This window comes from Nitrospira sp. CR1.1, assembly GCA_014055465.1.
Taxonomy (GTDB): domain Bacteria; phylum Nitrospirota; class Nitrospiria; order Nitrospirales; family Nitrospiraceae; genus Nitrospira_A.
Genome location: WIAF01000001.1, coordinates 816,409 through 830,981, shown reverse-complemented (window position 1 = coordinate 830,981; position 14,573 = coordinate 816,409). Strand labels below are relative to the sequence as shown.

Annotated in this window: 13 protein-coding genes; 11 read left to right on the top strand and 2 right to left on the bottom strand. The window is 56.9% G+C overall.

Annotated features, from left to right (window positions below; translation table 11 throughout):
- Positions 1–305: 305 nt before the first annotated feature.
- The 3 genes from GDA65_04135 to GDA65_04125 all read left to right on the top strand — a co-directional run bounded on the left by GDA65_04135 (position 306) and on the right by GDA65_04125 (position 2,961).
- Positions 306–1,931 carry a PAS domain S-box protein gene (locus tag GDA65_04135; GenBank protein ID MBA5861888.1) on the top strand — a complete coding sequence of 542 codons (1,626 nt, stop codon included), beginning with the start codon at positions 306–308 and terminating at the stop codon, positions 1,929–1,931.
- A gap of 108 nt (positions 1,932–2,039) precedes the next feature.
- On the top strand, positions 2,040–2,411 hold the full coding sequence (locus GDA65_04130; protein ID MBA5861887.1) for a response regulator: 372 nt from the start codon (positions 2,040–2,042) through the stop codon (positions 2,409–2,411).
- 115 nt (positions 2,412–2,526) lie between these two features.
- Positions 2,527–2,961, top strand: a complete 435-nt coding sequence (locus tag GDA65_04125) for a hypothetical protein (protein MBA5861886.1) — start codon at positions 2,527–2,529, stop codon at positions 2,959–2,961.
- A gap of 6 nt (positions 2,962–2,967) precedes the next feature.
- On the opposite strand, the gene priA is transcribed toward GDA65_04125, so the two are convergent.
- On the bottom strand, positions 2,968–5,616 hold the full coding sequence (priA, locus tag GDA65_04120) for a primosomal protein N' (protein ID MBA5861885.1): 2,649 nt from the start codon (positions 5,614–5,616) through the stop codon (positions 2,968–2,970).
- A complete protein-coding gene (locus GDA65_04115) occupies positions 5,522–7,267 on the bottom strand; it encodes an OmpA family protein (GenBank protein ID MBA5861884.1) in 1,746 nt (581 codons plus the stop codon). The genes priA and GDA65_04115 overlap by 95 nt, the downstream gene beginning before the upstream one ends.
- Positions 7,268–7,633: 366 nt before the next feature.
- Between GDA65_04115 and GDA65_04110 the strand changes: the two genes are divergently transcribed.
- The 8 genes from GDA65_04110 (at position 7,634) to nuoK (ending at position 14,573) form a co-directional block, all read left to right on the top strand.
- Entirely contained in the window at positions 7,634–8,017 is a 384-nt protein-coding gene (locus tag GDA65_04110; GenBank protein MBA5861883.1) for an NADH-quinone oxidoreductase subunit A, read from the top strand.
- Positions 8,008–8,535 (top strand): NADH-quinone oxidoreductase subunit B, encoded by a 528-nt coding sequence (locus GDA65_04105; GenBank protein ID MBA5861882.1) that lies wholly within the window; start codon positions 8,008–8,010, stop codon positions 8,533–8,535. Before GDA65_04110 ends, GDA65_04105 begins: the two co-directional genes overlap by 10 nt.
- A gap of 18 nt (positions 8,536–8,553) precedes the next feature.
- Complete coding sequence (locus GDA65_04100; GenBank protein MBA5861881.1) at positions 8,554–9,051, top strand: NADH-quinone oxidoreductase subunit C; 498 nt, start codon at positions 8,554–8,556, stop codon at positions 9,049–9,051.
- A 28-nt stretch (positions 9,052–9,079) separates the two neighbouring features.
- Entirely contained in the window at positions 9,080–10,327 is a 1,248-nt protein-coding gene (gene nuoD, locus GDA65_04095; GenBank protein ID MBA5861880.1) for an NADH dehydrogenase (quinone) subunit D, read from the top strand.
- A gap of 79 nt (positions 10,328–10,406) precedes the next feature.
- Positions 10,407–13,106: a molybdopterin-dependent oxidoreductase gene (locus tag GDA65_04090; protein MBA5861879.1), complete on the top strand. Its 2,700-nt coding sequence runs from the start codon at positions 10,407–10,409 to the stop codon at positions 13,104–13,106.
- A gap of 23 nt (positions 13,107–13,129) precedes the next feature.
- Entirely contained in the window at positions 13,130–13,738 is a 609-nt protein-coding gene (nuoI, locus tag GDA65_04085; protein ID MBA5861878.1) for an NADH-quinone oxidoreductase subunit NuoI, read from the top strand.
- An 11-nt stretch (positions 13,739–13,749) separates the two neighbouring features.
- Positions 13,750–14,274: a hypothetical protein gene (locus tag GDA65_04080; protein MBA5861877.1), complete on the top strand. Its 525-nt coding sequence runs from the start codon at positions 13,750–13,752 to the stop codon at positions 14,272–14,274.
- The gene (gene nuoK / locus GDA65_04075) at positions 14,271–14,573 is read left to right on the top strand and encodes an NADH-quinone oxidoreductase subunit NuoK (GenBank protein ID MBA5861876.1); all 303 of its coding nucleotides are present in this window, start codon (positions 14,271–14,273) and stop codon (positions 14,571–14,573) included. The genes GDA65_04080 and nuoK overlap by 4 nt, the downstream gene beginning before the upstream one ends.

Sequence of the window (14,573 nt, the reverse complement as noted above, 5' to 3'; positions counted from 1 at the left end):
GGCACGTACATCTATCGGACTCACATTCGACTCTCCCCCTTGAAGGCCCATTGGACAACGCATATCGATGGGGACCTTCATGCAGATAAACGGCCCTATCACACTAGGGCCTAATTACGTTGCAAAATATCAATCATCTCTCACCGCATGCCCGGGCTTGATGTTATGATGCGGATCTTGCGGGCTACCTCGTTCAACACGGGCGCATATTCGTGCCCCGCGTGATTTCTAGCGGAACCATCTCCACCAGCTGGATGGACTCCACGAACGGGCAGAATGGCTGACGAATCAGCCCCTCAGCGCAGATGAAGGAGTCACCTGTGAGCGCCCAAGACTTGGCAGCGGCCTTCTCTTCCTCAGGAGATTTCCGGTCGATTGAAGCCGTTGTCCGTACCCTGTCCAGCCAGGCGTCGATCGGCATCTTCCTCTCGGACCCCGAAGGGCATACCCTCTACCTCAATGAACGGCTGCGCCGCATGGCCGGAATTTCCGGCACATCGGAACCAGGATCATGCTGGCTCACGTCTCTTGCCCCTGAAGACCACGACGTCATTGTCACCGAATGGTCCGCGGCCACCGCACAGAGCCGGAGCTTTTCGCGTGAATTTCGTTTTCGAAGACCCGATGGATCGCTGCGTTGGGTGATGGCTGAAGCGTTTCCCCTTCGCACAGATGGAGCTCCTTCCAGCGGATACGTTGGAATGATCCGCGATATCACCCCTCGACACCTGGCGCTCGAAGCCTTACATGCGTGTGACGACCGCTACCGGAGCCTGGCCGCACTCTCGCCTCATGCGATCTTCGTCTACGCGAACGATACGATTCTCTTCATGAATGATGCGGGCATGAGTCTCTTCGCTCTGCAGGCAGCACCCTCGCTTGAAGGGCATCCGCTGTCGGAATGCTTTACGACAGAGTTCCTGCAGGATCTCCCCCTGGCCAATTCCGCTCATGGAACTGCACCAGCCACCCCCGTGGAGCGACAATTCGTGCGGCCCGATGGCACTCATCTTGGTGTGGAACTGGTCGCAAACCAGGTTATCTTTGATGGCCAGCCGGCCATTCAGGTGCTCGCCTCAGATATCACTCCGCAAAAAGATGTCGCAGCACAGCTGCGCCAAGCGCACAAAATGGCGACCATGGCGACCCTTGCCGGCGGCATCGCGCATGAGTTCAATAACTGCCTGACCGCCATCATGGGATTCTCGGACCTGGCCCTGCCATTGCTCGTGCCGGACAGTCGGGTGCACGGTCATGTGCAGCAGGTGATCCTCGCGTCGAAACGAGCCAGGGATTTGGTGACACAGATGCTCATGTTCGGCCGCCAGGCAGAGGGTGTCAAACAACCAGTGTCCCTGGATATCTTGCTCAAAGAAACATTGCGAATTTTGAGGGGGAAGCTGCCGAGCACTATTAGTCTTCGCGAGTGGATTCCCGGGGCCACCCATCCGATTTATGCGGACCCGACTCAAATTCACCAAATCTGCGTGAAGCTTCTGGCTCATTCCGAATTAGCCATGAAACCGGACGGTGGGATTCTGGAGGTGCGCCTCGACAATATTCACCTGAACCACTCGACGAATGAACATGATCTTCCGCTCCCCCCTGGCCACTATGTCTGCCTCACGGTTTCAGATACGGGCGAAGAGGTGAGCGCCGAAGACCCCTGTCGTAAAGTGGGTCCGCTGTTCGCAAATCTTCCGGACGGGACCCAGGCAGGGACGGAACTCGCAGGGGTGCAACGGATCGTAAGCGAACATGGCGGAACCCTCCGTTCCACCAGCACAGTGGGCCAGGGAACGACCATCGAAGTGTACCTGCCGGCGATACTTCCCCCCGCGCCCATGAGCACACCCGGGTCGCGTCGAGCAGAAGCATCAGACATCGCAAGACAGAAGGAAATTCTTGCTGAGCACGACAAAGAACGATAGATTCGCGATGAGCGCTGACCGATCCATGGGAGCCCAAACCGTCCTTCTGGACAACATCGCGCGGTGTGACCTCAGAGCGCTATCACCAGAACTCCTGCGAGGAATGTTATGCCATCGGTCTTGATTGTGGACGACGAGGAAGCGATTCGCCGGCTGATCCGCAGCACGCTCGAACAGGCGGGTTATCGTGTCCAGGAGGCAGCCGACGGCAAAGAGGGGCTGTCGCACTATCGTCAATCGCCCGCAGATCTGGTGATCATGGATATTCTCATGCCGGACCAGGACGGCCTGGAGAGCATTTTGACCCTGCGGCGCGAATTTCCGAACGCAAAAATCATGGCCATCACCGGCGGAAGCGACATGATCGGCATCCTCAATTTCCTGGATGTCGCCCGCATGCTCGGCGCGCGCCGCACCCTCCAGAAACCCTTCGAGATGCAACAGCTGCTCGATGCCGTCCAGGCCGAGATTGCCGGCTGACCGATACACTCCCTCTCATTTCCCCTCACGTGCCGGTCCATTGACTTCCAGCCGATCGATCCGCACACTACGCCCGCCTTCGGTTCCCTGTTTACTCGAGAACGAGACCGCGATCATGACCTGGTGGACTCCCCAACTTCACGCGCTACTGGGCGGCCTTGTCGTCGCTGGCGGTGTCTTTGTCATGTGGGAACAGGCAGGGGTCGTCTGGACGCTGCTCATTGCCGCTGTGGCAACCGCAGTTCTCCTTTGGCGAGGACGCAGCATCGGAGCCGTATGGGCCTGGACTACATTAGGGCTCGGCATTGAAAGCATGACCTGGCCGATCGTGACCATGGTGCGAATCCGGATGGAAGGGGTTCAGCCAACAGAGGAACAGATGGGCACGATTCTGAATGCCGTGCTCTTCGGCCTCTTCACCTCGGTGTTCTGGGTCACGTTTGCCCTCGGACTCTTCAAACGGCTGCGGGAACAGAACGCCCCGCCAGTTCCGGTGAAGAAAAACAAACCGGCCCTGCCGGGAGGCAAGAAAAAACACGTCCGGACCTGACTCGCATCAGGCCATCGACACCGGATCGACATCAATGTCATACCGGAGGCCACCCCGACGGGACTCCCGTTCAAGTTCCTCGCGCGTCCGCACCGCTATCTCCCGACCGGCCTCAAGAGAACCAGATTTGAGCAGGATCTGCCAGCAATACCGACCTCGCGTCAGAACATGCGGCGCCGGAGATGGCCCCAGGACGACAACCTGTCTCAAGGCCAAACCCTGGCCGGCAGAACCAGGCATCGGGGATGCGTCGTGGTCATGCCCCCTGGCCGCCCTTTCTGTGCCTGCAACCTGCGCTCGCAACACAGTCGCCCAGCGACCGGCAGCTTGAGCCACCACCGGTTCCAACGTCCCGGACACATCCAGCCTGACCAGACAGGTGCACGGTGGATACTGAAGCATCTGCCGGAACGCCTGCTCCTGCTTCACAAACAGGTGGTCGTCGCCCGAGGCCACCGCCATGATCGCATGATGGTCGGCGAAGCGCGTCTGAATGAGGAGCCGGCCGCCGGCACAAGCAGGCCGGGCCAGATCGGCGGCGTCCCGAAGGGCGTGATACAGCCGTTCCGCAGAACGAAAATCGGGAACGTGAAGACCGGCATCGGCATCCGGCAGAGCCACGAACGCCGCCCGCGCGTAAAGACCGAGCCGGAATACCATCTGAGTTCCGATCACGATATCAAGTTCGCCTGCGGCCAGCAGGCGGTTACACGCTCGCGCGTCGGCAGGACGACGAATCGTTTCGCCATCCACACGTCCCACGCGCGCCTGTGGAAACATCCTTCGCACGGCCTCTTCGATGCGTTCCGTCCCGGACCCCACCGGTTCCAACTTGAGCGACTGGCATTGGGAACAATGTTCGGGCACGGGCTTCGTTCGGCCGCAGTAGTGGCATCGCACATGATTGCTTCGCCTGAAAAACGTCAGCGCAACACTACACACATCGCATTGCGGCATCGCGCCGCAATCGCCGCAATGCAGGACACTCGCAAACCCTTTGCGATTCAGGTACAGAATCGACAAGGCGTTCTGCCGCAAGGCTTCACGAATGCCTTCGCTCAGAGGAGGCGACAATAGCGTCCCTCCCGAAGACTCTCTGAAATAATCCTTCATGTCGATCACTTGCACCGTGGGCGCTTGCCCCGGATCACGATAGACACAAGCCGTCATCCATCCCTCCTGAACCGCCGACAGACTTTCGAGGGACGGATGGTTCGAGGCCAGCACTAATACAGCGCCGTCGCGGGAAGCACGGTGTTGCGCAACCTCTCGCGCATGGTATTTGGGCACCTGCTCTTCTTTCAGGGACGGATCGTCTTCACCTTCCACCCACACGAGGCCTAGCCGTCTCAGGGGGGCAAAGACCGCCATGCGGGTGCCAACGAGGATCGTGGCGGAACCATCTTGCGCCGCCTCCCAGATCGCCGCGCGCTCTTTCAGCGAGAGACCGCTGTGCAAGAGCACCGGCCGTTCGCCTGCCGATGTCAGAAATCCAGCCAATCGACCCGCAGTCTCGACGTCACCCGTGAGGATCAACACCGGCCTGCCGCGTTGGATGGTGGCGTGGACGGCGTGTGCCAGACACCAATGTCTCGTCGTGTGGTTCCCCTCAAGCAACAAGGGGACAAAGGTCTCCTTCGCAAATGTTCGTTCCAGAAAAGCCGGCCACGGCGTAGCTTCCGGTGGAGGCAGTTCCGGAAGACCAGGCGTCGCCGCCGGTTCATTAGAAAGTGCGCCGCCTGACGTCTGGCCGCGCTGTCTTGTGGGACGGGGGATTCTTCGGCCGACCGGTTCATCAGTTCGACCCACCAGCCCTTTTCGAACCAGTGACTGCAAGACGAGGGTCGTGCTCGATTTGTCGCCCTTCAAAAGAGTCGTCGCCATGATGCCCTGGGGACGCCGGCGTAAGCGTGCGAGCAGCTCCGTTTCGGCTGCTCCAACCGCGGCGGTAGGCGAGGGACTCGCGAGGCCCTGCGGTGTCAGCATATAACGAAGCTGAGTCCGCCCTACTCGATCAACGGGGGGCAGAACGAGCTTGATACATTGCCCCCAGGGTGCGGCGTACCGTTCCGCCACCCAGTGACTGAGGCTAATTTGATCGGTGGTCAGGAGGTGGTCCGACGATACCACGCCAAGCGAACGGATGGCTTTGAGCCCCTTCTCCGGTGCTCCAGGGGGAAGCCGGTGATACACCGCAATCACAAGACCTTGAAGGTCTTGGGAGCCAAACGGCACGACCACCGACCGTCCAATCACGACCCGGCCTTTGAGGTCGGGCGGGATCATATAGGTAAAAGGACGGTGCAGCCGACGCGGCAATATCACGTCAACATACGCAGGGGAAGGGGAAGACGAAGCAACCACCGATGGAGCCGCCTGTGAGCATGGGTCGAGCATGCGGCATTCTAACAACACCGGACCCGAGCAACAATGACGACCGGCGAGAGACGGGCATGAGGAATCAGTTCGGAGAGAAACCGAGTCCGGATAGGGAGAGGAACAACGGAGAGCGCACCAGGCCAGCGGCCGGCTTACTACGGGAAGCCAGCCGCCGTCGCGACTACGAGCCTGGAGCAGGCGATGGTGGAATTCCGTCAGCGGGAGAGGCCGGCGCTCCATTGCCAGGGGGCACCGTGCCAGAATCCGTCGGCACATCCAACGGAACCGGTCCAGACGGGGTCTCCGACACCGGCATGACAGCGTGATTCACCGGCGCCGAATCTATTTGGTTGTACGTAAACTGTGCCGACCCCGACTGCTTTTCACCGGCCGGCGCCTTCAGCGGTTGCGTTGGTGCCACCTCTTCGAGCGACTCAAGTACGACTTCAATGCGGCGGTTTCTCCTTCGTCCCTCTTCGGTCCCGTTACTGGCAACCGGACGGCTCGCTCCATAGCCCATCGCAGACAGTTTCGCGGAATCCATGCCACCCTTTTCGACCAAATACCGTACGATTTCGGTCGCGCGGGCCTTGGATAATTCCCAATTGGTGGGAAATACGCCTTTCAAGGACGGACCGATTTCCATGTTATCGGAGTGCCCTTCGACGCGAACCTGCTGATCGCCGGCCGTCGTCGTCAAATATTCCGTCAATTTCTCAAGAATGGGCACCCCAGCGGGTTTGACCTTGATTTCCCCGGACTCATACTCCAACTGATCCGCGAGATCATCGAGGTTGAGCCTCCTCGTTCCCCGAACCGCCTCAACTTTCACCTTGCCAGTCGAACGGGCTTCATTCGCATTGGAGATAGAAGCTTCCGCCTTCGAAACCATCACCGGCTGCGCGGTTGACGTCGGAAGATCGACTTCTCCTCCGTCAGACTGCAGAGCTTCGACGGGGAAGGCATGCTTGGAACGAAGTCGGTCTCCGACCAGAGCACGGGCCGAAGCCTTGGACAATACCGCAGTCGCCGTGTGAGGCTCTGTCGCAAGTACTCTCACCTCGCCGATCTTTCGCTCGGGAAGTCCACCGCCGGTACGAAACACTTCCATAGAGTCTCCGGACCGGAGGCCATCGTCGTGCCCCTTATCGAGGTACACCACATTTCCCTGTGACACGAGTGACATGTGTTTGTCGGCCTGTAGCTCGACGATCATACCTTCGACATCCGGCCCTGAAGAGGCTGGCTCGCTGACCTCCTCCGCGGCAGGAGGCGTAAAGCGCATGACCGGGTCACCGGGTGACAGTGGTGCGTACGACCGAACCACCTGCACTCCCACCAGCACCGGATCCGGCTGGACGACCTTCACGACGCCGACCCGATTGATGACATACCCGAGGTACTGCTTCGTAATGGGATGGAACACTTTCCGAGAGCGCCGATATACGGTGTACAGATCACCAAGCGCCGCTTCGCCCGGATTTTTCAGTTTGAGATACAGCGTATCCGTTCCGGACCACCCTAGCATCATCCGGTTGCCTGACAATTGATTATCGCCGGTAATGACATTAATGAGACCCTCGATTGGCATGTCCTGCCGAATCGACCCGGCGGCATAGGTCAGCGCTGCCTCACCCAGTCGCACGCTTTGCGCATTCTGCGCGTAAACAGGGACAGCCGTTACGGCCATGAGACTGTAGGAGAGGATGGTCAGGCTGGCGCGCATAGATAATGTCCTCATATTGATCACACCTAGGAGGGTTGCCTGTAGCAACCTTAGCAAACAGCAAGGGGTTGTCAAGAAACCGTCTGGCAGCACAATGGTTTGATTCAGGTGACTCCGGGTGTTATCGTGAGATCGAAACCGAATACCCTCGTGGAGCCACAATCGGGCAGGCGGCCGAATGGGAATCGAGAAACGACGCATCAACACTCAGATGCCGCGCCGAACGAAGGTTCAACCATCCACGCTCCTGGCGTCGGAGTGGGATATCGCTGGCGGATCTCCGCCATCCGGTCTTAGGACTCCGGCGGACAAAATGAGGCCGGCCTCCACGAATGATCATCCCTCCACCAATGTTTCGTCGGCATCCCCCGCGAAGCCACCAGAGAATCCCCGTAAATAGCAACAATCGGCGCTCGCTCCTAACTGCTGGACAGTATTCACTTTCTAGGACTATCGGGACTAAAGCCCTAGGTCCTTTGTGCGCTTGCTATTAAAAATGGGCAGGGGCTAAGATTCCGACCTCCTAAATAGCCTTATAAGCCCTCAAACCTGTTGAGGTTCGAGCCAATGGCCGGTTCCGAGCTCCTCTTAGAGTACCTAAGCCGATATTTTCCTATATTGGTCTTTGTGTTCATCGCACTTGCGTTCGGCGCTGGCACGCTCCTTATCAGCTACTTCGTTCAACCGAAGTATCCCGAGCCCGAGAAGCTCTCTACCTATGAGTGCGGATCTGAGCCATTTTCTGACGCCAGAATGCCGTTTCCCGTCCGTTATTATATTTTCGCCATGCTGTTTGTGATTTTCGACGTGGAAGTCATCTTTCTCTATCCCTGGGCCATTGTCTTTAACAAGATCGGCCTCATCGGCCTGATCGAAATGTTGATCTTTATCGGTCTTTTCCTCGTCGCCTATGTCTACGCGTGGCGAAAAGGAGCGCTGGAATGGGATTAATTCAACTGGGCGGCCACGATAAGGACGGCTCTCCCGATGTCATCACCCTCACGGTTGAAAAGGCTGTGAATTGGGCCAGAAAAGGGTCCTTGTGGCCCATGACCTTCGGACTTGCCTGCTGCGCCATTGAAATGATTGCGGCTGTCTCCTCCCGCTACGACATGGATCGTTATGGAGCAGGGGTATTCCGAGCGTCCCCCCGCCAGTCCGACCTCATGATCGTCGCAGGCACCGTGTGCCGGCGCATGGCCCCCGTGATTCGCAAAATCTACGATCAGATGCCTGAACCGAAGTACGTGATTGCCATGGGTTCCTGCGCCACATCAGGAAACATCTACGACAGTTATAGCGTGGTGCAGGGAGTCGATCGATTCGTGCCGGTTGACATTTATGTACCGGGATGTCCTCCAACTCCGGAAGCCCTATTCGATGGCATTCTGAAATTGCAGGAGCGCATTATGCAAAAGCGTGTGTTCCTATCCCAACCCAAAGAAGTGAAGGACGCGCTGAAGGTCTGACGGACGGAACCCGACTTCATGAGTCAACTCGCACAACGCATCGAGAACACGTTCCCCGGCGCCTGCACGAAAGTGGTGGAGTGGCGCGGAGACCTCGCCGTCACTGTGAAGCCTGAAACCTTGCACGATGTGGCCCGGTTTCTGCGAGACGACCCCGCCTTGCGCTTTGACTACATCGTCCATGTCAGCTCCGTCGACTGGCCCGACGACGAAGAGCGGTTTGAAGTCGTCTACGAAGTCTACTCCATTCGCACACGACAACGGATTCGCTTAAAAACTCGAGTGCCGGAATCGGATTGTATTGTGGATTCCCTGACCGACGTCTGGAAAGGCGCCGACTTCATGGAACGCGAAGTCTATGACATGATGGGCATCCGGTTTCGGAACCATCCCGATCTTCGCCGGATTCTGATGCCGGACGAATACGAGGAAGGATATCCCCTGCGCAAAGACTTTCCGCTTCGCGGCAAAGGCTGGCGGGACACGTTTGACTTTTTGGATGAACCAAGCCGTTAGGGAACGGGCTTTGAACCGCTAAACGACCATGGCACAGTTCGAAGATCAAAGAACCACCGTCTATAAAATCGACCCGGAGCACCCTGAGAGCGAAACGCTTCCCACGCTTCGGACCGAGGAACTCCTGCTCAACATGGGCCCTCAACACCCCAGCACTCATGGAGTGTTGAAGGTCATTTTGGAGTTGGAAGGCGAGCGATTGGTCAAGTCGACTCCAGTGATGGGCTTTCTCCACCGCGGCGTGGAAAAGCTGGCCGAAGAAGGAACCTACCATCAGTTCATCCCACACACCGATCGCCTCGACTATGTGTGCGCGATGTATAACAACTTTGCCTACTGCCGGGCAGTTGAAAAATTGATGAACATCACCGTGCCGGATCGCGCGGAGTATCTACGTACGATCGTCGCGGAGATTCAACGCATTATCGGTCACCAGTTCTGGCTGGGTACGCAAGCCCTTGATATCGGTGCGATGACTGTCTTCTTTTATTGCTTCCGGGACCGGGAAATTTTACTCGACTGGTTCGACGAACTCTGCGGAGCCCGTCTTACAACCAGCTGGTACCGCATTGGCGGTGTGGAGAGGGATTTCACGCCGTCGTTGTTCGCCAAACTCAAGCAATTTCTCGACTACTTCCCACCGAAGATCGACGAATACGTCATCTTCCTCGAGAAGAATCGTATCTGGCTCGCACGGACCAAGGGGGTAGCCGTTATTTCAGCAGAAGATGCATTGAGCTTTGGCTTAAGCGGACCAACATTACGAGGCTCTGGCGTTGATTTCGATCTTCGCAAATACGAGCCCTATTCCGCTTATCCCAAGTGTGAATTCAGCGTTCCTGTCGGCAAGAACGGCGACACGTACGATCGGTACTGGATTCGCGTACAGGAGCTTTACGAGAGCGTGAAAATTATCCGCCAGTGCCTTGAACAGATTCAGGAAGGGCCGATCATGGCCGACGTGCCCAGCGTGACCCTGCCGCCGAAGGAGCGCGTGTTCACAAACCTGGAATCCATGATTCAGCAATTCAAATTGTTCTCCCAGGGATTCAATGCCCCTCCGGGGGAAATTTACTGCGGGACCGAGGCGCACAAGGGCGAATTGGGCTTCTATATCGTCAGCACGGGCGGTGGGAAGCCGTACCGGCTGAAAATTCGTGCTCCCTCATTTATCCACATGGGGGCATTCGATCATATGTCGAAAGGCTATATGATCTCTGATGCCGTGACGATTTTCGGAACGTACGACATCGTCATGGGAGAATGTGACAGATAAGCAACTTGTGAGGCGAGTGCAGAAACGTGAATTTCTCGCTCACCTCCAAACACTTATAATTCAGCACTAGGCCAAAAGTATGGGTTTGAAACCAGCGACTAATCCAGACGTTGAAGCCGCGACCATTGAGCTGTCGATTGACGGACGAACGGTATCGGCCAAGGACGGCGTCTCGCTTTACGACGTGATCGCCAGCACGGGCAAGATTATTCCGGCCATGTGCTATCACTACACCTTCGACCCCTTCGGATCCTGCGGAATGTGCCTAGTCATGCAGGAAGGGAAAAAGGCCCCGGTGCGCTCCTGCACCGCCAAGGCCGCGGCCGGGATGGTGATCAGGACCGACGGGGATGACCTCTTCGCCGCCAGAAAGAAAGCGGTCGAAAAACACCTGTCGGTTCACCCGCTGGACTGTCCCGTCTGTGACGCAGACGGGCACTGCGAACTCCAGGACATGGCCTTTCAGCATGGTGTCACCAACCTTGCCAATGCCAAACAAAAGTTTATTCCGGAAGACACGCGCAGCCTCGTGCTCGATTTCAACATGAATCGGTGCATCGCCTGCGCAGAATGCATCAATGTCTGCAAAGACGTGTTGATGATCGACGCGCTGCAATTCATGAAGAAAGGCGGCTTCAACCAGGTTGTAGCCAAAGGTGATCAGCCGCTTGCTTGCGAATTCTGTGGTGACTGCCTGGCCGTCTGTCCTGTCGGCGCCATCACGAACAAGTATTCGAAATATCTCTATAAACCGTGGCAGATGAAGAAGACCTCGACCACGTGCAACTATTGTGGCGACGGCTGCCAAATGCATCTCGAAACGAAGGACACGGAAGTCGTTCGAGTCACGTCGCCCCTTTCCTGGAAGAATAAATGGGGCGACCGGTCAGAAACCGCCAAAGGTCACGGCGGACTCTGCGTCCGAGGCCGATTCGGATTTCAGTATATCGACAGCCAGCAACGGCTCCGCCAACCCCTAGTCCGCACAAATGACACCCTGACAGAGACGCCCTGGCTCGATGCCATGCAGACCGTCATTGACCGGTTGTCGGACATCCATCGCAAGCACGGACCGGAATCCATTGCCGGCCTCATCACCGCCCGCTGCACAAACGAAGAGCTGTACCTGTTTCAAAAGCTCCTGCGTGCCGGTCTCAGAACCAACCAACTCGACAGTAGCGCCCGGTACGGCCATCTGAATTACGTACATGCCGTTCGGCATGCCGTCGGCATCGGCCGACCGCTCAATGACTGGGAAGATCTGACCAAAGCCAAGGCCATCCTCGTCATCGGTTCCAATATCACGGAAACCAACCCGCTGACCGCCGTCCGCATTAAAGAAGCCATCCGCGTCTATCACGCACAAGTGATCGTTGCAGATTCATCGAACACGAATATCGCTCAATTGGCCTCGCATCCGCTCCTGGTGAAGCCGGGTACGGAAGCATTGCTGATCGATGGGCTCGTCAAAGCCGTCATCGAACAGGATCTGGTCGATGAAACGAGCACGACACAATATCCGCAGGCATTTGCCGCCTTGAAGCAAGCCGTCGCTCAGATATCACTGGAACAGGTGGCCACACAGACCGGGATTTCAGTCGAACAAATCCGCGAGGTGGCCGCCATTTTTGCAGAGGCCCCGCGAGCTGTAGCCTTGTGCGCCGAAGGCATCGTTCGACGACAAAACGGATACCAGAACGTCCTCAAGCTGTTAGACCTCGCATGGGTCACCGGCAAACTGGGACAACCAGGCTCCGGTGTCACCACCGTGACCGAAGAGGTAAACGAACAAGGCGCTATCGACATGGGTGTTGCCCCTGAGTTTCTTCCCGGGCAGGCTCGCTTCGACGATCCCGGCGCCCGCGAACGATTCGGCAAGGCCTGGGACGTCACCCTTCCAGCAATTGGCACTAGTGCAAATCTTCTGGAAATTCTGACCCGCATTCAGAAGGGCCAAATCAAGGCCCTTTATGTCATCGGCGAAAATCCGCTGGCGACCTTACCGGCCTCCATGGATGTGAAGGGCGCCCTCGAAAAGCTGCAACTTTTGATCGTTCAGGATCCCTTTCTGACCGAAACCGGCCGCGTGGCCCATGTGGTGCTCCCAGCAGCTACCTATGCGGAAAAGGATGGCACCTTCACCAATCTGGAAGGAAAGGTATTGCGTGTCCGCCAGGCGCTTGACCAGGTCGGAGAAAGTCTGCCGGATTGGCATATCATGACCGCATTGGCCAACGGTCTCGGCTACGATTGGCCCTATCAGTCACCGCAGGATGTGCAGAACGAGATCATGAAGCTGCTGCCCGGCTACTATAACCTCGGCCAGCCGCGCCGCATCTCTCCATCGGCCGATGCATACCTCTCAAACGGCTATTCCAGCGAGGTTGCAACTCGGTATCGACGGCAGCCGGCCACGGCCGACAGCTCACGGCCATTTACCCTGATGATGGGCCAGATCCTCTACCATTCCGGAAAAATGTCCACGCAGGCGTCAGGACTGATCAACATTGAGCCGAACAACGGGCGTATACGGATGAATCCGGCTGACGTGGAGAAACTCGGCTTGTCTGAACAATCCACTGTCCGGCTAACTTCACAGCAAGGATCCATACAGGCCGGAGTGAAAGCCGATCCGGATGTGCAGGTCGGATCGTGTTTCTTCCCTGAACATTTTAACGAGCCCTCGATAAAAGATCTGATGACCACGGAAGCCGATGCCGTGACCGGAGTGCCGTATTTCAAATCGACACGTGTAACGATTGAAAAGGTTGGTGCGTAAGAGTAAGCTCGTCAGTCTTTTTGATGTCGTCAAAGGTGATGGGAATGAGTGTCGGGGCCTTGACCAAAAAAGTTCTGCAGGCGGCGTTGTTCTATGAAATCTGGGACGCCATGAAGGTCACCTTCAAGCATATGTTCCATCGACCCATTACATTCCAGTATCCGCGTGAACAGCGCACCATTCCAGACGGCCACCGCGGCGCGCTCGGGCTGCTTCGCTATAGCGATGGACGTGATCGCTGTGTGGGCTGCGATCTTTGTGAAGCGGCCTGCCCATCGCGTTGCATCAAGGTGATCAGCCAGGAAGATCCCGAACGCCCGCTGCAGCGTTTTGCCAGCGAGTTCTATATCGACATCACCAAATGCGTGTTTTGCGGATATTGCGTCGAAGCCTGCCCGGTCAACGCGTTGGCGATGACGAAAATGTATGAATATTCCACCCACGACAAGCGGACCCTCCTCTTCGACAAGAAACGGCTGTACGAGGTCGGCGAACGCCACCTTGAGGACGCCAAAAAATATTTGTACACCCATAACCAAGAAAAAAATTCGGACGAAAGCCGGGAGTATCGTTACTACTTTCCGCAGTCCGTGCTGAAGCCCACACAGTCACAACCCAAACATTTGAGCTAAATCGTACCGTTATGGCCTTCGTGTTTTTCGCGTATTTCGCAGTGGTCAGTATTGTCGCCGGCATTCTCACCGTGGCGTTGAAGAATCCTGTGCAATGCGGTTTGGCTCTGCTGGCTCTGCTGCTCCACGTGTCAGGGCTGTTTGTCATGCTGAACGCCGAATTCCTGTGGGCCGTTCAAGTCATCGTCTACGCAGGTGCCATTCTGGTTCTCTACCTCTTCGTGCTCATGTTGTTGAACCTGAAAACTGACGACCGCTACTTCCATGCCAGGACTCCGTATCTCTTGGCCCCCGCTGTCATCGGGTTGATCTACCTGCTGTTCCTATTGATACGTTCACCGTTCAGCGGATCTCGCGGTGATGCCTCAACGGCCGCCGTCCTATTGAACGGGGATGCGCATGCCGTGGGCATCAAAATGTTCAGCGATTATTTGCTTCAATTTGAAATTATCGGTGTCTTCCTGACGGGCGCGATCGTCGGCGCGATCGTCCTGGCTAAAGCGCCCAAATCCATCGAAATGAGGCGGGACGCATGATTCCTTTATCCGCCTACGTGGCGGTCAGCGCCATCCTGTTTACGACGGGGTTGCTCGGGGTCCTCATCCGTCGCAACTTTATCATCGTGCTCATGTCGGTCGAAATCATGCTGAATGCAGCCACGATCAATTTGGTCGCCTTTTCTCATTATCTGGAATCTATGCAGGGTCAGATCGTGGCCTTGTTCATCATCGCCATCGCCGCCGGCGAAGCAGCCATCGGACTGGCCATCATTATTGTGGTGTTCCGCGGCAAGATCTCGACCAATGTGGACGAGATGAACTTATTGAAGTGGTAA

Excerpts from the sequence above, each read along its gene's own strand:
- nuoI (MBA5861878.1), top strand. The coding sequence starts at position 13,130 with ATGTCGTCAAAGGTGATGGGAATGAGTGTCGGGGCCTTGACCAAAAAA.
- GDA65_04110 (MBA5861883.1), top strand. The coding sequence starts at position 7,634 with ATGGCCGGTTCCGAGCTCCTCTTAGAGTACCTAAGCCGATATTTTCCT.
- GDA65_04100 (MBA5861881.1), top strand. The coding sequence starts at position 8,554 with ATGAGTCAACTCGCACAACGCATCGAGAACACGTTCCCCGGCGCCTGC.
- GDA65_04130 (MBA5861887.1), top strand. The coding sequence starts at position 2,040 with ATGCCATCGGTCTTGATTGTGGACGACGAGGAAGCGATTCGCCGGCTG.
- GDA65_04125 (MBA5861886.1), top strand. The coding sequence starts at position 2,527 with ATGACCTGGTGGACTCCCCAACTTCACGCGCTACTGGGCGGCCTTGTC.
- GDA65_04115 (MBA5861884.1), bottom strand. The coding sequence starts at position 7,267 with ATGCGTCGTTTCTCGATTCCCATTCGGCCGCCTGCCCGATTGTGGCTC.
- priA (MBA5861885.1), bottom strand. The coding sequence starts at position 5,616 with ATGTGCCGACGGATTCTGGCACGGTGCCCCCTGGCAATGGAGCGCCGG.
- GDA65_04135 (MBA5861888.1), top strand. The coding sequence starts at position 306 with ATGAAGGAGTCACCTGTGAGCGCCCAAGACTTGGCAGCGGCCTTCTCT.
- GDA65_04090 (MBA5861879.1), top strand. The coding sequence starts at position 10,407 with ATGGGTTTGAAACCAGCGACTAATCCAGACGTTGAAGCCGCGACCATT.
- GDA65_04080 (MBA5861877.1), top strand. The coding sequence starts at position 13,750 with ATGGCCTTCGTGTTTTTCGCGTATTTCGCAGTGGTCAGTATTGTCGCC.
- nuoD (MBA5861880.1), top strand. The coding sequence starts at position 9,080 with ATGGCACAGTTCGAAGATCAAAGAACCACCGTCTATAAAATCGACCCG.
- nuoK (MBA5861876.1), top strand. The coding sequence starts at position 14,271 with ATGATTCCTTTATCCGCCTACGTGGCGGTCAGCGCCATCCTGTTTACG.
- GDA65_04105 (MBA5861882.1), top strand. The coding sequence starts at position 8,008 with ATGGGATTAATTCAACTGGGCGGCCACGATAAGGACGGCTCTCCCGAT.